General features: G+C 41.3%; 23 protein-coding genes. All 23 read left to right on the forward strand.

The window, feature by feature from the left end:
* Positions 1-5 precede the first annotated feature (5 nt).
* The 23 genes from IEV18_RS01900 (at position 6) to IEV18_RS02010 (ending at position 22,174) form a co-directional block, all read left to right on the forward strand.
* Positions 6-644, forward strand: a complete 639-nt coding sequence (locus tag IEV18_RS01900; RefSeq protein WP_188390680.1) for a chemotaxis protein CheC — start codon at positions 6-8, stop codon at positions 642-644.
* Positions 634-1,134 carry a chemotaxis protein CheD gene (locus IEV18_RS01905; protein WP_188390681.1) on the forward strand — a complete coding sequence of 167 codons (501 nt, stop codon included), beginning with the start codon at positions 634-636 and terminating at the stop codon, positions 1,132-1,134. The genes IEV18_RS01900 and IEV18_RS01905 overlap by 11 nt, the downstream gene beginning before the upstream one ends.
* Before the next feature lie 22 nt (positions 1,135-1,156).
* On the forward strand, positions 1,157-1,939 hold the full coding sequence (locus IEV18_RS01910) for a FliA/WhiG family RNA polymerase sigma factor (RefSeq protein WP_188390705.1): 783 nt from the start codon (positions 1,157-1,159) through the stop codon (positions 1,937-1,939).
* A gap of 22 nt (positions 1,940-1,961) precedes the next feature.
* The gene (locus IEV18_RS01915) at positions 1,962-3,335 is read left to right on the forward strand and encodes a flagellar assembly protein A (protein WP_188390682.1); all 1,374 of its coding nucleotides are present in this window, start codon (positions 1,962-1,964) and stop codon (positions 3,333-3,335) included.
* Between the two features lie 17 nt (positions 3,336-3,352).
* Entirely contained in the window at positions 3,353-3,655 is a 303-nt protein-coding gene (locus IEV18_RS01920) for a hypothetical protein (protein WP_188390683.1), read from the forward strand.
* A 10-nt stretch (positions 3,656-3,665) separates the two neighbouring features.
* Positions 3,666-4,103 (forward strand): DUF6115 domain-containing protein, encoded by a 438-nt coding sequence (locus tag IEV18_RS01925; protein ID WP_188390684.1) that lies wholly within the window; start codon positions 3,666-3,668, stop codon positions 4,101-4,103.
* Between the two features lie 174 nt (positions 4,104-4,277).
* A complete protein-coding gene (rpsB, locus tag IEV18_RS01930; RefSeq protein WP_188390685.1) occupies positions 4,278-5,024 on the forward strand; it encodes a 30S ribosomal protein S2 in 747 nt (248 codons plus the stop codon).
* A gap of 139 nt (positions 5,025-5,163) precedes the next feature.
* A complete protein-coding gene (gene tsf, locus IEV18_RS01935; protein WP_188390686.1) occupies positions 5,164-6,048 on the forward strand; it encodes a translation elongation factor Ts in 885 nt (294 codons plus the stop codon).
* Positions 6,049-6,122: 74 nt separating this feature from the next.
* Positions 6,123-6,845 carry a UMP kinase gene (pyrH, locus tag IEV18_RS01940; protein WP_188390687.1) on the forward strand — a complete coding sequence of 241 codons (723 nt, stop codon included), beginning with the start codon at positions 6,123-6,125 and terminating at the stop codon, positions 6,843-6,845.
* A gap of 1 nt (position 6,846) precedes the next feature.
* Complete coding sequence (gene frr, locus IEV18_RS01945) at positions 6,847-7,401, forward strand: ribosome recycling factor (protein WP_188390688.1); 555 nt, start codon at positions 6,847-6,849, stop codon at positions 7,399-7,401.
* 217 nt (positions 7,402-7,618) lie between these two features.
* Complete coding sequence (gene uppS / locus IEV18_RS01950; RefSeq protein ID WP_188390689.1) at positions 7,619-8,386, forward strand: undecaprenyl pyrophosphate synthase; 768 nt, start codon at positions 7,619-7,621, stop codon at positions 8,384-8,386.
* Between the two features lie 15 nt (positions 8,387-8,401).
* On the forward strand, positions 8,402-9,193 hold the full coding sequence (locus IEV18_RS01955; RefSeq protein WP_188390690.1) for a phosphatidate cytidylyltransferase: 792 nt from the start codon (positions 8,402-8,404) through the stop codon (positions 9,191-9,193).
* 160 nt (positions 9,194-9,353) lie between these two features.
* The gene (gene rseP, locus IEV18_RS01960; RefSeq protein ID WP_188390691.1) at positions 9,354-10,628 is read left to right on the forward strand and encodes an RIP metalloprotease RseP; all 1,275 of its coding nucleotides are present in this window, start codon (positions 9,354-9,356) and stop codon (positions 10,626-10,628) included.
* Between the two features lie 93 nt (positions 10,629-10,721).
* Entirely contained in the window at positions 10,722-15,011 is a 4,290-nt protein-coding gene (locus tag IEV18_RS01965; protein ID WP_188390692.1) for a PolC-type DNA polymerase III, read from the forward strand.
* Positions 15,012-15,241: 230 nt separating this feature from the next.
* Entirely contained in the window at positions 15,242-15,715 is a 474-nt protein-coding gene (gene rimP / locus IEV18_RS01970; protein ID WP_373281871.1) for a ribosome maturation factor RimP, read from the forward strand.
* 19 nt (positions 15,716-15,734) lie between these two features.
* Complete coding sequence (gene nusA / locus IEV18_RS01975; RefSeq protein ID WP_188390694.1) at positions 15,735-16,832, forward strand: transcription termination factor NusA; 1,098 nt, start codon at positions 15,735-15,737, stop codon at positions 16,830-16,832.
* Between the two features lie 14 nt (positions 16,833-16,846).
* Complete coding sequence (gene rnpM / locus IEV18_RS01980) at positions 16,847-17,122, forward strand: RNase P modulator RnpM (protein ID WP_188390695.1); 276 nt, start codon at positions 16,847-16,849, stop codon at positions 17,120-17,122.
* Positions 17,112-17,411: a YlxQ family RNA-binding protein gene (locus IEV18_RS01985; protein ID WP_188390696.1), complete on the forward strand. Its 300-nt coding sequence runs from the start codon at positions 17,112-17,114 to the stop codon at positions 17,409-17,411. Before rnpM ends, IEV18_RS01985 begins: the two co-directional genes overlap by 11 nt.
* An 18-nt stretch (positions 17,412-17,429) precedes the next feature.
* Positions 17,430-19,571, forward strand: a complete 2,142-nt coding sequence (gene infB, locus IEV18_RS01990) for a translation initiation factor IF-2 (protein ID WP_188390697.1) — start codon at positions 17,430-17,432, stop codon at positions 19,569-19,571.
* Positions 19,568-19,846, forward strand: coding sequence for a DUF503 domain-containing protein (locus IEV18_RS01995; RefSeq protein ID WP_188390698.1), 279 nt, complete (start codon positions 19,568-19,570; stop codon positions 19,844-19,846). Before infB ends, IEV18_RS01995 begins: the two co-directional genes overlap by 4 nt.
* 59 nt (positions 19,847-19,905) lie before the next feature.
* The gene (gene rbfA / locus IEV18_RS02000) at positions 19,906-20,250 is read left to right on the forward strand and encodes a 30S ribosome-binding factor RbfA (protein ID WP_188390699.1); all 345 of its coding nucleotides are present in this window, start codon (positions 19,906-19,908) and stop codon (positions 20,248-20,250) included.
* 75 nt (positions 20,251-20,325) lie between these two features.
* Positions 20,326-21,234: a tRNA pseudouridine(55) synthase TruB gene (gene truB / locus IEV18_RS02005; protein ID WP_188390700.1), complete on the forward strand. Its 909-nt coding sequence runs from the start codon at positions 20,326-20,328 to the stop codon at positions 21,232-21,234.
* A 1-nt stretch (position 21,235) separates the two neighbouring features.
* On the forward strand, positions 21,236-22,174 hold the full coding sequence (locus IEV18_RS02010; RefSeq protein WP_188390701.1) for a bifunctional riboflavin kinase/FAD synthetase: 939 nt from the start codon (positions 21,236-21,238) through the stop codon (positions 22,172-22,174).
* Positions 22,175-22,287 lie beyond the last annotated feature (113 nt).

Here is a 22,287-nt window from a genome sequence, read left to right on the forward strand (position 1 = left end):
TCACGATGGAATACGTTCATTTGTCGAAGCTGCAAAAGGATGTCTTGCGTGAAGTTGGAAATATCGGTGCAGGCAACGCGGCAACCTCCTTGTCCAAATTAATTAATGAGCAGATTCATATGAAAGTCCCGTCTGTGAATATTGTTACTTTCGATGAAATGATGGAACTGATTGGCGGTCCGGAGCAAGTCATCGTTGCTCTTTTATTTCAAATTTATGGAGACGTTCCAGGCACCGTATATTTTATTCTATCTGTGGAAGAAGCAGAAAGTTTAATCCGTAAAATGATTCAGGACGAGAACTTTTCATTGACGGAAGAAAACGGAAATAACGAGATGGCATTTTCTGCTTTAAAAGAAATCGGCAATATCGTGACCGGTTCCTATCTGACCGCATTATCAGATTTTACTAATATTCATATGCAGCCTTCCGTTCCATATTTAAATATTGATATGGCAGGTGCATTGCTTACCTACGGCCTGTTAGAAATCTCCCAAGTGTCAGACTACGCCCTTATCATTGATACCCAAATCATCAGCAATGATTCGGGAGACGGGATTACCGGCAATTTCTTTCTGCTGCCTAAACCAGAATCACTGTCCGCCATATTTCAGGCGTTAGGGATAAATGGCTATGAAGAATGAATCGAAAAAAATCATCAAGGTCGGCATCGCTGATTTAAACGTGGTGAAAGCCCCAGATATTATTCGTACATCTGGCCTTGGTTCCTGCGTCGGCGTTGTCATATACGATGCAACGAAAGAAATTGCTGGTATGTCCCATGTTCTTTTGCCGGATTCTAAACTGGCAAAACAAACAAATTTTAATAAATATAAATATGCGGATACTGCCATACCTGTTTTAATAGAAAAATTAATAAAAATGGGAGCGCGAAAATTTGCATTACAGGCAAAAATGGCCGGCGGTGCGCAAATGTTCCAGTTTAGTTCTGGTTCAGATATAATGCGCATTGGCCCGAGAAATGTAGAGGCGGTAGAAAGAAAACTTCAAGAATACCGTATTCCAATCATTTCATCTGACACTGGCGGCCATATTGGCCGGACGATTGAATTTGACCCAGAAACTTGTAAATTAAAAATTCGTAAAGTAAACAAAGAAGAGATTTACATATAGTGAAGGAGGAGCAAAATTGAATATGCAAACCGCTGATTCTCCTCTAGAACAAGCAGTACTATGGAATAGTTGGTTTAATTCAAAAGACGATGAAACTGCAAATGCACTTATTTCCAATTATATGTATCTCGTAAACTACCATGTAGAACGATTTTCCAGCCAGCTGCCGAAATCAGTTAGCAAGGATGACATTAAAAGCCTCGGTTTATTAGGACTATACGATGCACTGCACAAATTTGAACCGGACCGGGATTTAAAGTTCGATACGTACGCTTCAATCCGCATTCGCGGAGCCATTATCGATGGACTGCGGAAAGAGGACTGGCTTCCCCGGTCTTTACGAGACAAAATCAAAAAGGTGGAAAGAACACAGCAAGAACTGGAGCAACAGTTAAAAAGGGAGCCGAGCACAGAGGAAATTGCGAAAAAAGTTGGAATATCCGAAGAAGAAGTTGAGTCGATTTTAAAGGATTCCCTCGCTGCCAACGTGCTGTCAATCGAAGAAAAGCCGAAACACGGGGATAAAGGAATGAAGGAAGGGATTGGATACTTACTTCCGGCTGATTCATCGGAAATTCCGGAGAAAAAAGTGATCCATCATGAATTAATCCGTGAATTGGCAGAAGGGATTAAGATGCTGAATAAAAATGAACAGCTCGTCATCAGTCTTTTTTACTTTGATGAATTAACTTTGACGGAAATCGGACAAGTACTTGGACTGACGACCTCGAGAATATCCCAAATTCATAAACGGTCCATCGAAAAGTTACGAAATATATTAGAAAAAGTGCAACAATTATCTTAATTTTCATGAGGAGAAATGAAAAATGGGGCAATTAGAGGAAATGTTTCGTGTTGTCCTTTCCAGCGACCGAATGTCCGCCGAATTACATTGTACAGATGATTATGATCCTCTCCGGTGGGAAAATCCAGATAGAGAAGAAATGCTTGCATTTTTAAGAAAAAATCAAGTGGAATATGGGCTGGACGAAAATATATTAAGAGAAGTGCTAAACAAAGGTACGACTTCTTTTCCGGTAACGATTGCCAGTGGAACTCCGCCGGTTCACGGCCAAGACGGCAAAATTGCCTATGAATTGGATATGAGCACAGAAATAAAACGGACTTCGGATTGGAACTTTCGTGATGTCATGCGCATTCCTACGGTGGAAAAAGGACAAAAATTAGTCACTATCATTCCGCCAGCACCGGGAAAGGACGGAAAAGACGTATGCGGGAATGTTGTTCAAGCAAAACCGGGGAAGCCGATTAAGCTTATTGCCGGGAAAAATGTTGAGTATAAGGAAAATGAAAGTGCCTTTTATGCCACTGAGGCAGGACAATTATCCATCGTCGGAAAGTATGTCCATGTATACCCGGTGTTTGAAGTCCGAGAAACATTATCGATGAAAAGCGGCAACTTGGATTTTATCGGGACAATTGTCATTCGGGGTGACGTACCTAGCGGTTTTATGGTAAAGGCAGGCGGAGACATAAAAATTTACGGTATGGTAGAAGCTGCTGAAATAATTTCCGGAGGTTCTGTTTATATTTCGGAAGGGATATCCGGACAAATGAAGGGAAAAGTTGAGGCAAAGGAAAATATAACGATAGGTTATATTAATCAAGGAAATGTTCAAGCCGGAAACAATTTATACGTGGAAAACTCCATCTTTCACAGCAAATGCATCGTGAAAAATGAAGTTTATTGTCAGCGCGGCAGCATCATCGGCGGTTTTATCTCGGCAGGAAAATCGGTCGAAGCAAAAGATATCGGCAACCGGTTAAGCACAAAAACGGAAATTGTATTCGGCGTTCATAAACTTAATTTTGAAAAAGAACAAATGTTGATTGGAAAGAAAAAAGAATTGTTAGAAACATTGAGAAAGCTGGAACTCCTCGGCAAGAAATTAAGAGAACAAGACTTGGCGAATAATCCGAAACTAAGAATCTCCCTATTAAGACAGCGGAATGCGAGCGAAAAGACAAAAAAACAATTGGCGAAAATCGATGAAACGTTAACTCAGCTTCATTCGCAAATCGGCGATTTTCAAACAGCGAATTTGACTGTCCGCAATAATTTATATCAAAATGTAACGGTTTCCTTTGGCAAATATAAACGAACAATCGAAAAGGATTTTCATTTTGTGCGGGTATTTTTGCAGGATAATGAAATTGTAATTGAACCGCTATACAATTAAATTAGGAAGTGATGTGCTTGAGCTTAAAATCTGTAGAGATGCAAGTGGCACTTCCGAGGACACAAGATGCAGGCAAACTTCAAGAGCAAATGCAAAAAAACCATCAGCATTTCCAGGAGTCCCTTGCAGCTGTTCGCCTAAAGCAAGAAGAATTAAAACGGAAAAAGACGAATCAAATGGAAAATACGAAAAATTTAACGATTAAACGGGAAGAACGAAAGAAAGAACAGAACAACAATGAACAGGTAAGCAAAAATAAAAAGCGAAGAAATCAAGTGAAGCATCCCTATTTAGGGAAAAAAATCGATCTGAATGGATAGTAGGGATAATATGGTTGCTCTTCTTTTACTGATAAGCTTTATTCTCCATATCATTACATTGTTTTCCCTGTATATGCTTTTTCAGCAATATAAAAAGGGAAATGCTTTAGAATCAAAAGAAATTATCGAACTTATGGAGACGTACTTGGAAGAAATTAAAGAGGAAAATAATCGTTTGCAAAACTATATACATTCCCTGGAAAGAGAAAAAGACAACGCTCCAGCAAAGACAGCTGCCAAAAGCGAATTGCCGGCTGAAGGAAATAAGGAAGAAGAATCTTTCGCCCTATCCCTTGCCGAGAAAATGAATGACCATATCGAAGCATCGTTAGAAGCGAAAGTGCTGCAGCTGCATCAGCAAGGAAAATCACTTGAGGAAATTGCCAAAACATTAAATTGCGGGAAAACCGAAGCGGAATTAATTATAAAATTTCAGCAAAAAATGTAATAACTGAAACTTGATTGTACCGTTTCGTTATGGTATATTAACTGATGGTGTAAATACTCAAATACAAATTGAGTTAAAAATACACACGTTCAGTAATGGACATGGCCGGTGCCGCAAAGGTCTCCATGGACAGATGATCTGAACGGAGGAAAAAACCAAACAGGAGGAAAGAACATGTCAGTAATTTCAATGAAGCAGTTATTAGAAGCTGGTGTTCATTTTGGACACCAAACACGCCGCTGGAATCCGAAAATGAAGAAATATATCTTCACGGAACGGAACGGCATTTATATCATTGACCTGCAAAAAACTGTAAAAAAGGTTGATGAAGCTTACAATTTTGTGAAGGAGCTTGCAGCGAACGGCGGTACGATTCTTTTCGTTGGTACTAAGAAACAGGCACAAGAATCCGTACGTGAAGAAGCGATACGTTCCGGAATGTTCTATGTCAATCAGCGCTGGCTTGGCGGAACTTTAACGAACTTTCAAACAATTCGCAAACGTATTCAGCGTCTGAAAGATATTGAGCGCATGCAAGAGGATGGAACTTTTGATGTATTGCCGAAAAAAGAGGTAATAAACTTAGTCAAGGAAAAAGAACGTCTGGAAAAATTCCTTGGCGGGATTAAAGAAATGAAGCAGCTTCCAGATGCTTTATTTGTTATTGACCCAAGAAAAGAACGCATTGCGATTGCCGAAGCGCGGAAATTAAATATTCCTATTATCGGCATCGTGGATACAAACTGTGATCCAGACGAAATTGACTACGTGATTCCGGCAAACGACGATGCGATTCGTGCAGTTCGCTTATTGACTTCCAAAATGGCGGATGCTATTTTAGAGGTGAAACAAGGCGAAGTTATGGAAGAAGCTCCAGCTGAAGAAGCCGGAGAAGAAAAAGAAGCTGCTCCAGCAGAGTAAGTTTAAAAAGGTGAAGGTGATAAGAGGGGAAGCCTTTTATCACCTTTTTTACAAACAGGGAAGAAAATGGCTTTCCTGGCGGAGCCGCCTACATATTGGGCACACTCAAAATGTGAATGGGATTGAAGGAGGAAAAATGATGGCAATTACAGCAAAAATGGTAAAAGAACTACGGGAAAAAACCGGCGCAGGAATGATGGATTGTAAAAAAGCACTGCAAGAAACCGATGGCGACATCGAAAAAGCAATTGACTACTTACGTGAAAAGGGAATTGCAAAGGCAGCGAAAAAAGCAAACCGCATTGCGGCTGAAGGCTCAACTGCAATTGCAGTGGACGGAAATACGGCTGTCTTGTTTGAAGTAAACTGTGAAACAGATTTTGTGACGAAAAACGACCAGTTTAAACAATTATTGAATGAGCTTGGCGAGCATTTAGTGAAGCAGAAGCCTGCTGACGTAGAAGAAGCATTGCAGCAAAAGCTTCACGGCGATGGTGATACGGTTGAAACGTTTATTAATGGAGCCATTGCAAAAATTGGCGAAAAAATTTCGCTGCGCCGCTTCCAAATTTTCGAAAAATCCGATCAGGATGCATTCGGTGCATATTTGCACATGGGCGGACGCATCGGAGTGTTGACAGTATTGGAAGGAACAAACGATGAAGAATTAGGGAAGGACATTGCAATGCATATTGCTGCTTCCAATCCTCGTTACGTTTCCCGGGATGATGTGAAGGAAGAAGAAGTAAACCACGAAAGAGAAATTTTAAAACAACAGGCATTAAATGAAGGGAAACCGGAAAAAATCGTTGAAAAAATGGTGGAAGGCCGGTTAAACAAATTCTTTGAAGAAATTTGCCTGTTAGAACAAAGCTTTGTTAAAGATCCAGACCAAAAAGTGAAAAAATATGTGGAATCGAAAGGTGCTTCTGTGAAAGCCTTTGCCCGTTATGAAGTAGGAGAAGGTATGGAAAAACGGGAAGAAAATTTTGCGGAAGAAGTTATGAATCAAATGAAAAAATAACGTTACATAGGGAACAATTAATTGTTCCCTATTTCCGCATGCATGATTTAATACAGTTTTCTTTGGAGGTTACTATGACATCAGCACGATACCGTAGAGTTGTATTAAAATTAAGTGGTGAAGCATTAAGCGGGGAACAAGGATTTGGAATCGATCCAAAGGTAATTCAGTCCATTTGTCAGCAAATTAAAGAAGTAGTAGAATTAGGCGTAGAAGTGGCGGTAGTTGTCGGCGGAGGCAACATTTGGCGCGGCAAAGTCGGGAGTCAAATGGGAATGGACCGGGCAACGGCGGATTATATGGGAATGCTTGCCACTGTCATGAATTCTTTAGCCTTGCAGGATGGTCTGGAAACAATCGGTATTCAAACCCGGGTTCAAACGTCCATAGAAATGCGCCAAGTCGCAGAACCATACATACGCAGAAAAGCAATTCGGCACTTGGAAAAGAAACGGGTTGTCATCTTTGCGGCTGGGACCGGTAATCCTTACTTTTCGACGGATACAACCGCTGCTCTCCGTGCGGCAGAAATCGAAGCAGAAGTAATTTTAATGGCGAAAAACAATGTAGACGGAGTGTATACCGACGACCCGAAAGTGAATAAAAATGCTAAAAAATATGACAGTCTTTCTTATATGGAAATGTTAAACGAAGGATTAGGAGTAATGGACTCTACCGCATCTTCCCTTTGTATGGATAACGATATTCCGCTTATTGTCTTTTCCATTACGGAAGAAGGAAATATTAAACGGGCGGTGCAAGGGGAAACAATAGGAACAATAATAAGGGGGAAATAATATGGAGGATGTAATTAAATTAGCCAGGGAAAGAATGGGTCAGGCAGTGCAGTCTTTTACAAAAAGTTTAGCAACGGTTCGTGCCGGGAGAGCGAATCCTAGTTTATTGGATAACGTTTATGTTGATTATTACGGTGCATCGACTCCATTAAATCAATTGGCAAATGTTTCTGCACCGGAAGCGAGATTGCTCGTCGTAACTCCTTATGACAAATCTGCATTAGCAGATATTGAAAAGGCAATTCAAAAAGCAGATTTAGGTTTAAGCCCGTCTAACGATGGCAATGTTATTCGGATTAACATTCCTCCGCTGACAGAGGAAAGACGGAGAGAATTGGTTAAAGTTGTGAACAAGTATGCAGAAGATTATCGTGTACAAGTTCGGAACGTCCGCCGGGATTGCAATGACCAATTGAAAAAGGACGAGAAAAACGGCGAAATTACCGAAGATGAACTAAGAAATTTACAGGATAAAGTCCAAAAGGAAACAGACGACCATATTGCCAAAATCGACCAGCTGGCAAAAGAAAAAGAAAATGAAATTATGGAAGTATAAGAAAGAACCTTTTCTTATTTTACATTAATGTGTAAAATAAGGTTATGCCCTCTTGTAAAAGGGGGCTTTTCTTTTCAGCCGAAAGAAATTACCCGATACAAATAAAGATTGCCTGTTTTATTTAAGATTCTTTATACTTGAATGCGTAATATAATATAAATCTTAACATAACCTTTTTAAAGAAGAACAGGTAATCAACATAATCGGAGGACAAATCATGTCGATTAAAATCCCTTTTATAAAACATAAAGACAAAATAAAGGAACAGGAACAGCCGAACGAATTAAAGAATGTACCAGCACATGTGGCAATTATAATGGACGGAAACGGCAGATGGGCAAAAAAAAGAGGTTTGCCGCGCATTGCCGGCCATAATGAAGGGGTACATGCAGTAAATCGGGTCGTCAAAGCGGCGGCAGAGGCAAAAGTGGAAATACTTACCTTGTATGCTTTTTCAACCGAGAACTGGAAAAGACCTAAATCTGAGATTGACTATATAATGAAATTGCCGAAAGAATTTCTCCATATTTATTTGCCGGAACTGATGAAAAACAATGTGCGGATTCAAATGATTGGCGAGTTTGACGAGCTGCCGGCCCATACAAAAGATGCGGTTAATTATGGCATAGAGCAAACGAAAAACAATACAGGAATGCTTCTAAACTTTGCCTTAAATTATGGGGGAAGACACGAAATTACGCAAGCTATCAAAAAAATGCTGGAAGATATAAATTGCTCAAAATTATCAATTGATCAAATTTCCGAAGATCATTTTTCCAATTATTTATATACAAAAGGACTGCAGGATCCGGATTTATTAATACGTACGAGCGGGGAACAGCGGATCAGCAATTTCCTTCTCTGGCAGCTGGCATATACCGAATTGTGGTTTACCGATGTATTGTGGCCGGATTTTAATGAAGAAGTTTTTCGAAAGGCTCTGCAGGACTACCAAAACCGGAAACGAAGATTTGGAGGGCTTTAAGGTGATGAATAAGAAATGAAGCAGCGGATTATAACAGCGATACTGGCCCTAATCGTCTTTATCCCCTTTGTCGTTTACGGGAAGTGGCCTTTTACCGTTTTTGTATTTCTGATTGCAACGTTAGGATTTATGGAATTAATCCGAATGCGAAAGCTGGATTCTTACCTCGTACCGATCACTTTTTCTGTTCTTTTATTATGGATTATTTTATTTCCTGAAAACGCCCGGCTATATGAAGATTTACATATTTCGAAACTGGAATTATGTACGTTGCTCCTGCTGCTCCTATTAGCTTATACCGTGCTGGTGAAAAACAAGTTTACTTTTGAAGATGCTGGATTTATGCTGCTGTCGGTATTTTATGTCGGAATCGGTTTTTTCTTTTTTCTGGAGACGCGGCACGGAATCGACGGTCTGAAAAATATTATTTATGCCCTGCTCGTAATTTGGTCTACAGACACGGGCGCCTATTTCGTCGGACGAGCTTTCGGCAAACGAAAATTATGGCCGAGCATCAGTCCGAATAAAACAGTAGAAGGAGCTATTGGCGGAATTGCCACGGCCTGTCTGGCTGTTTCTCTGTTCCATTTATTCAGTCCCTTTCCCCATTCCTTTCTATTCCTCATCATTGTAACGATGATGGCATCCATTTTTGGCCAAATGGGGGATTTAGTGGAATCTGCGTTTAAACGTAACTACGGAGTGAAAGATTCAGGCAATGTATTGCCGGGCCACGGGGGAATATTGGACCGTTTCGACAGTTTGTTATTCGTCTTGCCGTTTTTGCACATTATTCAATTTATGTAAACTGTAAGCATGAGAGGTGTTTTACTATATGTGCAAATCGCATACCAAATGATATGAATCCGGACGGATGTAAGGCTTGAACCGTTTCCGGCAATCAGGGTAAACTGAATAAAAATATGGGTAATCTTTTACGAAGCCGTAAAAAAGGATGGTGCTGGTTTTGACCACGATAATTGCATTTATATTGATGTTTGGACTCCTTGTCTTTGTTCATGAATGGGGACATATGATCTTTGCTAAGCGGGCAGGAATGCTTGTCAGAGAATTTGCCATCGGGTTTGGTCCGAAAATCTTCTCCTTTATCAAAAATGAAACTTTATATACAATCCGGTTAATTCCTGCCGGCGGTTATGTACGGGTTGCAGGGGACGACCCGGAAATCATCGAATTAAAGCCAGGGCATCTCGTCGGGTTAGAATTTAATGAAAAGGGCCTCGTATCCAAAATTGTCGTTAACAATAAATCCAAGCACCCCAATGCCAGAATTGTAGAAGTGGAAAAAGCTGATCTCGATCATCAGCTAATCATACACGGATATGAACCAGACAGCGAAGAGGAATTGCTGCGATTTAACGTAGACCGGGAAGCATTTTTTGTCATGGATGAGAAAGAAACGCAAATTGCCCCATATGATCGCCAGTTTGCTTCCAAAACTCCGGGCCAAAAAGCAATGCAATTGTTCGCCGGTCCGATGATGAACTTTATATTGGCGATTATTCTCTTCATCATTATTGGGATTGTTCAAGGTGTCCCGGTAGAAGAAGCAAAAATGGGAGAAATTATCGCAAATAGTCCGGCAGAGGAAGCAGGATTCCAGACAAACGATGAAGTCATTCGAATTGGCGACCAGCCAATTTCTTCCTGGAGCGAATTTACTGCCATTGTCCGGGAAAACCCGGGTGAAGAATTAACGATGGCAGTTCTTCGCAACGGCGAAGAGATCGAACTAAATGTCACTCCGAATGAAGCCGAAGCGATGAATGAAAAAGGTGAGCCGATACGCATCGGCCAAATCGGTGTGTATCAGGCGATGGAAAAATCTGTTATTGGAGCACTGAAAAACGGCTTCAGCCAGACGTATGAAATTACCCGCCTCGTTTTGACGAATCTAGGAATGCTTATCACTGGCCAAGTGCCGATTGATGTTTTATCTGGACCGGTAGGAATTTACGATACGACGGATCAGGTTGTCCAAACCGGTTTCATGAATTTTCTCTTATGGACAGCAATGCTGAGCGTAAACTTAGGTATTATTAATCTAGTTCCGCTGCCTGCATTAGATGGCGGCAGACTTTTGTTCGTTGGCATCGAAAAATTACGTGGCAAACCGGTACCTCCGGAAAAGGAAGGGATTTTTCATTTTATCGGTTTCGCATTATTAATGCTCTTAATGATTGTCGTCACATGGAACGATATTCAACGGTTGTTTTTATAATAACTTGAAATAATCAAAAGAAATTAAACCCTTGTCTTGTTTAACGTTTGACAAGGGTTTCCCTTTGAGAGCCCGAACGAGGAGGAGAAACGAGTGAATATTTCCAAAAGCGAAAAGATGAACGTTTTATTGCGGCAGCTTCAAATTCCTCAAGATATTATTGATGTCTACTTTCAGCATAGTATGTTAGAAAAAGTGCATGTTCATAAAAAGTCGAAATTATGGCATTTCTACATTCAGGTGGAAAAAGTTTTGCCTCCTGAAGTGTTTCGCCTGCTGCAATCAAAAATGGGGGAAACATTCCAGCCGATTGCAAAGACTGATTTTACCATAACGGCAAAGGACAGCACGGTCAGTGATGAAATCATATCGAATTATTGGAAGGTCTTTGTTTCAACGAAGGATCTCTCACCAGCTTATAAAGAATTAATCCAGCATCAGACGCCGCAGGTTAACAATAACAAGATTATGTTAACTGCCAGAAATGAAGCAGAAGCCCATGCATTGAAAAAGCGGCTGGAAAAATCATTCCAAGCGTTTTGTGAAAAGGTCGGTCTGGCTCCACTTGCCTTTGAAATTACGGTAGAAACAAACCGGGAAGATTTTACGAAATTTAAAGAGCAAACTGCCCGGGAAGATTATGAAATGGTACGAAAAGCAGTACAGGAGATGGAAAAGCGGGAGCAGCACCAGCAGAATGAACCGAAAAATACCCCGCTTCAGATCGGCCACAAAATTCCGGAAGAAGCAGTTTCGATGGAAACGATTCAAGAAGAGGAACGCCGGGCTGTCATTCAAGGCTATATCTTTGCCAAAGAAATTCGGGAACTCCGGTCCGGACGCAGTTTATTGATTATTAAAATGACGGACTACACAGATTCCTTGGAAGTAAAAATGTTTTCTAAAAATGACAACGATGTGGAGAATTTTAACCGGGTAGAGGAAGGCATGTGGGTAAAAGCAAGGGGCAGCATTCAGACGGATATGTATTCCAATGAACTGATGATGATGGCCAATGACCTTCAGGAAGTAAAAGTAGAACAACGGAAGGACTTAGCTAAAGATTCGGAGAAACGGGTAGAGCTTCATGCCCACACCACGATGAGCCAAATGGATGCCGCCGTATCACCGGAAGCTTTAGTCAAGCAGGCAGCAGAATGGGGCCATAAAGCGATTGCCATTACCGACCATGCCGGAGTGCAAGGTTTCCCTGAAGCATATAAGGCAGGGAAAAAACATAATATTAAAGTGCTCTACGGGGTCGAGGCTAATTTAGTAGATGATGGAGTGCCGATTGCTTACAATGAACAGGATATTCCTCTGGCAGATGCGACGTATGTCGTGTTTGACGTGGAAACAACCGGGTTATCCGCTGTATACGATACGATTATCGAGCTTGCGGCAGTCAAAGTTCAAAATGGGGAAATTATTGACCGCTTTGAAGCCTTTGCCAATCCCCATAAGCCATTATCGCAAACGACGATTGAACTAACCGGGATTACTGATGAAATGGTAGCAAATGCTCCAGATGTGGAAGTTGTTCTGAAAGATTTCAAAGAGTGGATGGGAGACAGTATATTAGTCGCCCATAATGCCAGTTTCGATATGGGCTTTTTAAATCAAGGCCTGAAACGGATCGGATATGATGACGCTCCGAATCCAGTAATTGATACGCTGGAACTTGCCCGCTTTTTGCTGCCAAATTTAAAAAACCACCGTTTAAACACACTATGTAAACATTTTAATATTGAGCTTGTGCAGCATCACCGGGCTATTTACGATGCGGAAGCTACCGGTTCTTTGCTTTGGAAACTCGTTCAATTGCTGCTGGAAAGAGATATAGACAACCATCAGCAGCTGAACAGTCATATGGGTGAAGGAAAAGCATATCAGCGTGCACGGCCGTTTCATTGTATATTGCTCGCACAAAACGAAGAAGGATTAAAGAATTTATACAAACTCGTATCGTTCGCCCATATTCATTACTTTTATCGTGTGCCCCGGATACCTAGATCTGTTTTGCAGAAACATCGAAAAGGCATCTTAGTCGGAACGGCGTGTTCCCAAGGGGAAGTATTTGAAACGATCTTGCAAAAATCAGAAGAAGAAGCAGAAAGGGTCGCCGCCTTTTACGATTATATTGAAGTGCAGCCGCCCCATCATTATGCACCATTAATTGAAAAAGAACTGATTCAAAATGAAGCACAAGTTTTGGAAATCATTGGCAAACTGGTGAAATTAGGGGAGAGAATGAACAAGCCTGTCGTAGCGACAGGGAATGTCCATTACTTGGAGGAGCATGACAAAATATACCGCAAAATTTTAATCGCATCCCAGGCCGGGAATCCGTTAAACCGGCAAACCATTCCGGATACGCCATTTTTGACTACGAATGAAATGCTCCAATGTTTTTCCTTCTTAGGAGAAGCAAAGGCGAAGGAAATCGTCATTGCCAATCCGAATAAAATTGCCGATCAGATTGAAAATATCGCACCGGTAAAAGATGGGCTGTTTACTCCGACGATTGAAGGAGCGGAAGAAGAAATCCGCAAACTGTCCTATAGCCGTGCGAAAAAAATATACGGAGATCCGGTGCCGAAAATCGTGGAAGAACGTTTGGAAAAAGAATTGGCCAGTATAATCGGGAATGGCTTTGCCGTTATTTACTTAATTTCCCATAAATTGGTGAAAAAATCGCTGGAAGACGGATATTTGGTCGGTTCCCGGGGATCTGTCGGCTCTTCATTAGTAGCAACAATGACGGAAATTACCGAGGTCAATCCATTGCCTCCCCACTACGTCTGCACTGAATGTCATTATTCTGAATTTATTAATGACGGATCGGTAGGAAGCGGCTTTGACTTGCCGGATAAGAACTGTCCGAACTGTAATACTCCTCTCGTTAAAGACGGACAGGACATTCCGTTTGAGACGTTTCTTGGCTTTAAAGGGGACAAAGTACCGGATATTGACTTAAACTTTTCAGGCACCTACCAGCCAAGGGCCCATAATTATACGAAGGAACTGTTCGGGGAAGATTATGTATACCGGGCCGGCACGATTGGAACCGTTGCAGAAAAGACCGCCTTTGGCTATGTAAGAGGCTATGCCCAGGATAATCAGATAACGTACCGTAATGCGGAAGTCGCTCGTTTAGTGAAAGGCTGTACTGGTGTAAAGCGGACGACAGGACAGCATCCAGGCGGAATCATTGTCGTTCCATCGGATAAAGAGATTTATGATTTTACGCCGATTCAATATCCTGCAGACGATCAGAAGAGCGAATGGAGAACTACCCACTATGATTTCCATTCTATTGATGAAAATCTATTAAAATTGGATATTCTCGGCCACGATGATCCGACGGTTATTCGCATGCTCCAAGATTTGAGCGGAATTGATCCGAAGACGATACCGACGGATGATCCAGAAGTAATGAAGATTTTCTCCAGTACGGAACCGCTTGGGGTGACTCCGGAACAAATTAACTGTAAAACTGGTACCCTGGGAGTTCCAGAGTTTGGTACACGATTTGTGCGGCAAATGCTGGAAGATACGAAACCATCAACTTTCTCCGAGCTCGTCATCATATCAGGTCTATCCCACGGGACGGATGTTTGGCTCGGAAACGCCCAAGAATTAATCAATCAGGGGATTTGTCAATTGTCAGACGTCATCGGCTGCCGGGATGATATTATGGTGTATTTAATGCATAAAGGACTGGAGCCTTCTTTAGCATTTAAAATAATGGAGTCCGTTCGGAAAGGAAGGGGACTTCAGGACGAATGGATTACGGAAATGAAGAAGCACGACGTTCCGGATTGGTATATTGAATCTTGTAAAAAAATCAAATATATGTTCCCGAAAGCTCATGCTGCTGCATACGTACTAATGGCAGTACGAATTGCCTATTTTAAAGTGCATTATCCGATTTACTTTTATGCCACCTATTTTTCTGTCCGGGCAGATGATTTTGATTTGGATACGATGGTACAAGGCTCGGCTGCTATCCGCAAGCGCATCGAAGGCATAGAAGCGAAAGGAAACGAAGCATCACCGAAGGAGAAAAATTTGCTTACCGTGCTTGAAGTAGCCTTGGAAATGTGTGAGCGCGGCTTCTCTTTCCAAAAAGTGGACCTATATAAATCGGACGCAACGAATTTTACCGTTGAAGGCAACAGCTTGATTCCGCCATTTAATGCCATTGACGGCCTAGGCACGAATGCTGCAATTAATATTGTAAAGGCAAGGGAAGAAGGAGAATTTTTATCAAAAGAAGATTTGCAGGAGCGCAGTAAAATTTCCAAGTCTGTTCTTGAATATTTGGATCAGCACGGCACGTTAGACGGAATGGAAGATAAAAACCAGCTTTCTCTGTTTTAAAACCTTCATTTTGTTGCATGATGCAAAGGATTATGGTATAGTATCTTTGGTAAGTCTTTTGATACGAACGATTTAAAGAGTGGGTTCCAATTGCCCACTCTTTCTTCATACCACTCCTTTCCTTTTGCTCCCTTGCCGAACCACTTGGCAGGGGTTTTATATTGAATCGATAGGATTAGGCTCGTTGGTTCATAATAAGGAAAAATACGTCTCAGTTAGGAGGATCAATGTTGGGTTCGAAGATCGTAAAAACTGTTGAAGAATTAGTACGGCCAATTCTCGATGAAAAAGGATTAGAACTAGTAGATATTGAATACGTAAAAGAAGGAAAGCATTTTTTTCTCCGTGTTTTTATTGATAAGCCAGATACCGGCGTCGATATAAGCGAGTGTGAAGCAGTATCGGAAGCTTTAAGCGAAAAATTAGATGAAAAGGATCCGATTCAAGATCCATATTTCCTGGAAGTTTCATCACCGGGAGCAGAGCGGCCGTTAAAGACACGGAAAGATTTTGAAAACCATATCGGAAAAAATGTGTATATTAAACTTTACGAGCCGATAAATGAGCAAAAAGAGTATGAAGGTATTTTAAAAGATTTTCAAAATGATGTTATAACAATCGAATATAAAATCAAAACAAGAACAAAAGAAGCAGAAATACCTTTTGATAAAGTGGCAAAAGCCAGATTAGCAGTAGTTTTTTAAAAAAGGGGGACGGAATGCCGTGACGAGTGCAATGTTTGACGCATTGAATCAATTATCGGAAGAAAAAGGTATCGATAAGGAAGTATTGTTAGAAGCATTAGAAGCTGCATTAATATCAGCTTACAAGAAAAACTTTAAGTCTGCTTCCAACGTTCGTGTTGAGCTGGATGAAGAGACAGGAAGAATGGCGGTATATTCCCGGAAAACGGTAGTGGAAGAAGTGGAAGACCCGCAGCTGGAAATTTCTTTGGACGAAGCAAAAGCAATAAATCCGAACTATAATTTGGAAGATATTATTGAAGTAGAAGTGACACCGAAAAATTTTGGACGCATTGCTGCTCAAGCGGCAAAACAAGTCGTGACCCAGCGGGTAAGGGAAGCAGAACGGGGAGTAATTTTTGCCGAGTTTATAGACAGGGAAGAAGATGTAATGACTGGGATTATCCAGCGGAAAGATTCCCGATTTGTTTACGTGAATTTAGGAAAAATTGAAGCGAAATTGGCAGAATCGGAGCAGATGCCAAATGAAGAGTACAATATTCACGACCGGATTAAAGTATACGTTACAAAAGTAGAGAATACGAGCAAAGGACCGCAAATTTATATTTCCCGTTCCCACCCAGGATTGCTGAAACGGCTTTTTGAAATGGAAGTGCCGGAGATTTTTGACGGTACGGTCGAAATAAAATCCGTTGCCAGGGAAGCAGGAGACCGTTCAAAAATCAGTGTGTATGCACAAGATCCGGAAGTGGATCCGGTCGGTTCTTGTGTCGGGCAAAAGGGCGCAAGGGTTCAGGCTATCGTAAACGAATTAAAAGGGGAAAAAATTGATATTGTTGAATGGTCTGAGGATCCAAAAGTATACGTGTCCAATGCCTTAAGCCCTTCCAAAGTAATTGACGTCATTGTCAATGAAGAAGAGAAGGCAACAACGGTCATCGTGCCAGATTATCAGTTATCGCTAGCCATTGGCAAACGAGGACAAAACGCAAGACTCGCAGCCAAATTAACGGGCTGGAAAATCGATATAAAGAGCGAAACCGAGGCAAGAGAAGAAGGACTGTTAAAGGATCAGGAAGAAGGTTTTGACGAGACGGATGATGATTTGTTTGAATAAGGGAGGAGTTTCAAATGGCGAAAAAGAGAAAAGTACCGATGAGAAAATGCGTTGTAACGAATGAAATGAAACCGAAAAAAGAACTTATTCGCATTGTCCGCAATAATGAAGGGGAAGTTTTCGTCGATCCGACCGGCAAGAAAAACGGCCGCGGAGCTTATCTAACTAGAGATTTGGACGTTATTTTAAAAGCAGAATCGACAAAAGTGCTTGAACGCCATTTAGAAGTAAAAGTGGATGCCGCTATTTATGAAGAACTAAAACAGCTGGTGGCAGGAAATGAATCCTAAATATTTAAACATCATCGGCCTAGCCTATCGAGCGAGGAAGTGTACTTTAGGAGAAGATTTAATACTGAAGGATATTCAGACGAACAAGGCAAAACTCGTGCTGATTGCAAAAGATATCGGACAGCAAACGAGGAAGAAAATAACGAATAAATGCAAATATTATCAAGTTCCGCTCATCGAAGCAGATGACCGTAAAACATTAGCAGAAGCTTTAGGGAAATCCCAAACCGTTGCATTGGCAATTACGGATCAAGGATTTGCAGAGAAATTAAAAGCAATGTTGGGATAATTTTTTGGGGGTGAACGTATGAGTAAAATGCGTGTTTACGAATATGCGAAGAAAAACAATACTTCAAGCAAGGAAGTCATTCAATATTTAAAAGAAATAAATGTAAATGTCTCGAATCATATGTCGACAATTACCGGTGAAACGATTGCCAAACTTGATAAGAAGTTCCGGAAAGGGAACGAAAGCGAAAAGGAGCAGCAAAGACAGCCGCGGAATCAATCGGCAAAACCTCATAAACAGGGGGAGAAAAATAATAGAAATAAGTCCCCAAAACATAAAGAAGCGGCAAAACCGGCAAAAGGAAAGGCGAACCAGCCGAACAAACCGAATAAACCGAAAAAACATAAAAATGCAAAACGAGGAAAAGGAAAACAAAAAGTATTCCAGGAACCGGCTGTAAAAGAGACGCCGAAGAAAATCACTTATTCGGATACACTAACTGTCGGAGAACTGGCAGAGAAACTAAATAAAGAAGCGGCAGAAATTATTAAGAAACTCATGTTCCTTGGTGTCATGGCTACAATTAACCAGGATTTGGATGATGATGCCATTGAACTGATTTGCAGCGAATACGATGTAGAAGTCGAAAAAGAAGTTATTTTAGAAGATACGGACTTTACGAAGTACATTGTAGAGGATAAGGAAGAAGACTTAGTCGAAAGACCGCCGGTAGTAACAATTATGGGACACGTGGATCATGGGAAAACGACAACATTAGATGCAATCCGTCATACAAAAGTGACTGCCGGAGAAGCTGGAGGAATTACCCAGCATATTGGTGCCTATCAAGTCAATGTAAAGGGCAAGAAGATAACTTTCCTTGATACCCCTGGGCATGCAGCGTTTACGAGCATGCGTTCCCGAGGTGCCCAAGTAACTGATATTGCTGTCCTTGTCGTTGCTGCCGATGATGGCGTGATGCCACAGACAGTGGAAGCAATTAACCACGCAAAGGCAGCAGAAGTGCCGATTATTGTAGCTATTAACAAAATGGACAAAGATACAGCCAATCCGGATCGAGTCATGCAGGAATTGACCGAATATGAATTAATTCCGGAGGATTGGGGCGGCGACACGATTTTCGTTCCTATATCTGCACTGAAAGGCGACGGAATTGATGATTTGCTGGAAATGATTTTGCTTGTTGCAGAAGTGGAAGAATTGAAAGCAAATCCAAAGGCCCTAGCATTTGGCACGGTCATTGAAGCCCAATTGGATAAAGGAAGAGGAAGCGTTGCAACTTTGCTCGTACAAAATGGAACTCTGCATGTCGGAGATGCGGTTGTCGTCGGCAATACGTACGGCAAAGTAAGGGCGATGATCAATGATACAGGAAAACGGGTGACAGAAGCTGGTCCTTCCACTCCTGTTGAAATTACCGGCTTGCACGATGTACCTCAAGCCGGCGACCAATTTTTAGTGTTTGAAGATGAAAAGAAAGCCCGTCAGATCGGAGAAGCCCGACAGGAAAAAGCAATTGCAGAAAATCGGAATGAACAAGTTAAAGTAAGCCTGGACGATTTGTTTGAACAAATCAAGCAGGGAGAAATGAAAGAATTAAATATTATTATTAAAGCAGACGTTCAAGGCTCTGCTGAAGCATTAGCCTCCTCTCTGCAAAAAATTGATGTAGAAGGTGTTAAAATTAACATTATTCATTCTGGAGTAGGGGCCATTAGCGAATCTGACATTATTCTTGCATCTGCCTCCAACGCTATTGTCATCGGCTTTAATGTACGTCCAGACGTCAATGCGAAGAGTGCGGCAGAACGGGAAGCAGTTGACATCCGCTTGCATCGGGTAATTTACAAAGCGATTGAAGAAATCGAAGCAGCGATGAAAGGCTTGCTTGATCCAGAATTTGCAGAAAAAGTAATCGGCCAGGCAGAAGTAAGAGAAACATTCAAAGTTTCGAAAATCGGAACGATTGCCGGCTGCTATGTGACCGATGGAAAAATTACGAGGGATGCCGGCGTAAGACTCATCCGTGAAGGTGTCGTTCTCTTTGAAGGAGAAATTGATACGCTGAAGCGATTTAAAGATGATGTCAAGGAAGTATCCCAAAATTATGAATGCGGCATTACGATCGTCAACTATAACGATATTAAAGTTGGCGACATTATCGAAGCCTTTATTATGGAAGAAGTAGAACGGACATGATTCTGTACGCAGAAGTGGAATGTATCATGTATGAAGGGCATTCGTTAAAAAACAAACGTTCCATAATAAAAAGGCTTATTGCCAAATTAAAGAAGGATTTCAATGTCGCTGTTGCCGAAATGGATTACCACGATCTATGGCAACGGACAAAGCTTGGCATCGTCACTGTTGCAAATGATTCGATATATGCAAACAAGGTCATCGAAGCTGTTTTGGAAACGATTGACAGTTTCCCAGAATTAGAACGGACGATGACTAACGTGGAAGCGCGGTAGTTTGCTTCTGCGGAAAACTCCATAACGTTGCACTTTTTTCGATGATTTGAGGTGAAAAAATGACAGAGCTACGTGCCAACCGTGTGGCTGAACAGATGAAAAAAGAATTAGGTGATATTCTTACTCGGAAAGTAAAGGATCCGAGAGTCGGTTTTGTCACGGTAACAGATGTTGAAGTAACCGGTGATTTGCAGCAAGCAACCATTTATATTTCTGTACTTGGTGATGAGAAACAGAAAAAGGATACGCTATTAGGGCTTTCTCAGGCGAAAGGTTTTATCCGGTCCGAAATCGGAAAACGGATTCGCCTCCGCAAAACCCCGGAAATTACATTTGAATTTGATGAAGCCCTTGATTATGGCAATCGGATTGAAACGATTTTACGGGATCTTAATAAACAGTAAATGTGACGGTCTGACTCGTTTTCGCTGAAACGGGTCAGATTTTTCCATGATTTTTGCTTCATCGGGGGGATAGACATGAATGGAATATTGCCGTTATGGAAACCAAAAGGGATGACATCCCACGACTGCGTCATGAAAGTCCGGAAAATTTTTCAGACAAAGAAGGTAGGACATACTGGAACGTTGGATCCGGATGCGGAAGGTGTTTTGCCAATCTGTATCGGCGAGGCAACGAAAATTGTCCCCTTTTTAACGGATACGAAAAAATCTTATGTTGCGGAAGTCCGGCTCGGGATTGCCACCGATACGCTGGATGCTACGGGAAAAGTTGTAAAGCAAATTAAGCTGGATAAATTTCCGGACAAACAGGAAATTGAAGATGTTCTCGTTTCTTTCCAAGGGGAAATTACTCAAATTCCCCCTATGTATTCGGCGGTGAAAGTGAAAGGAAAGAAGTTGTATGAGTATGCCCGCAAAGATCAGTCGGTGGAGCGGCCAAAACGGCTCGTTACGATAGAAGAGCTGAAACTGATAAACTGTCATAGAGAAACTTTTACAATCCGGGTCGTTTGTTCCAAAGGTACATATATTCGTACTCTATGTGTAGATATTTGTGAAAAGCTTGGCTATCCCGCCCATATGTCCAAATTGCGCCGGACTAAAGTCGGTTCCTTTGCGGAGGAAGATTGTCTCACTTTTTCACAAATTGAAAGGGCGGCGGAGGAAGGAAACCGGGATGCACTTCTCCTGCCGATTGTAAGAGGAATTGATCATCTAGATACGTTCATTGTTGATGAAGAAACGAAAAAAAGAGTTTTGCATGGTCAAAAATTGCCAAAACCGGAAAAAAGTTTAAAAACAAATCCGTTTGCGGTTTTGCATCAGAACAGTTTACTGGCAATTTACGAAATTCATCCGCAAAATAAACATGTAATAAAACCCGTAAGAGTTTTTCGGGTAAATGGGAAAAGCGAGGTAAAATGAAATGAGGACATTTGAATTAACCTATCCCCATTCCCTTATTTTAGAGGAATTACCAGAAACGGTAAGTGCCATCGGTTTCTTTGATGGCATACATAAAGGGCATCAGAAAGTAATTCGCACTGCAGTAGCTCATGCGAAGGAGAAAGGAATGGAAAGCGCGGTCATTACGTTCCATCCCCATCCTTCGGTCGTGCTGAAAAAAGATACGAAACATGTTCAATATATAACTCCATTGAAAGAAAAAGTCGAACTGCTGCAAAATATGGATGTGGACCGACTGTATATTATTACTTTTAACAAACAATTGTCCCAATTGTCACCTCAAGAATTTATCGACCATTTTATTATCGGTTTAAATATAAAATGCCTTGTCGCCGGATTTGATTACACTTTCGGATTTAAAGGAAGCGGCAATATGAATAACATCAGCCAGTATACCCGAGGGGAATTGTCCGTAATTACGATTGATAAAGTCGTGATGGATGAGGAAAAAGTCAGTTCTACAAGAATCAGGAAACTGCTGGCGGAAGGGAAAGTTGACGAAGTAAATGAACTTTTGGACAGGCCATTCCGTCTAAACGGAGTTGTCGTTCATGGGGATCACCGGGGAAAGAAGCTAGGATTTCCAACAGCCAATCTGGAATTAGACGGTGACACGCTGCTGCCAAAGCCAGGCATTTATGCTGTGAAAGTCAATTACAAAAATGAATTGTACGAAGGGATGGCGAGCATCGGGAAAAATCCGACCTTCACCGAAGACCGTAAAGACTTATCCGCAGAAGTGAATATTTTAGATTATAATAATGATTTATATGGGGAAGAATTAAGTATAGAACTATATAAGTACATTCGCGAAGAAATTAAATTTAATAGTGCAGAGGAACTAATCGAGCAAATGAAGACTGACGAGAAAAATATCCGAAAATATTTTGCCCAATGAAGTATGAGTAAAATGTTTACGGGTCTATAATTACAATTTTCTAACGATTTAATGAAAAAAAGAAGGAGGACTCTCCCCTTTGATATAATAGTTTTTGTGTAGAAAACTAACAA

The sequence above is a fragment of the Compostibacillus humi genome (genome assembly GCF_014637175.1).
Classification (GTDB): Bacteria; Bacillota; Bacilli; order Bacillales; family Amphibacillaceae; genus Oceanobacillus; species Oceanobacillus humi.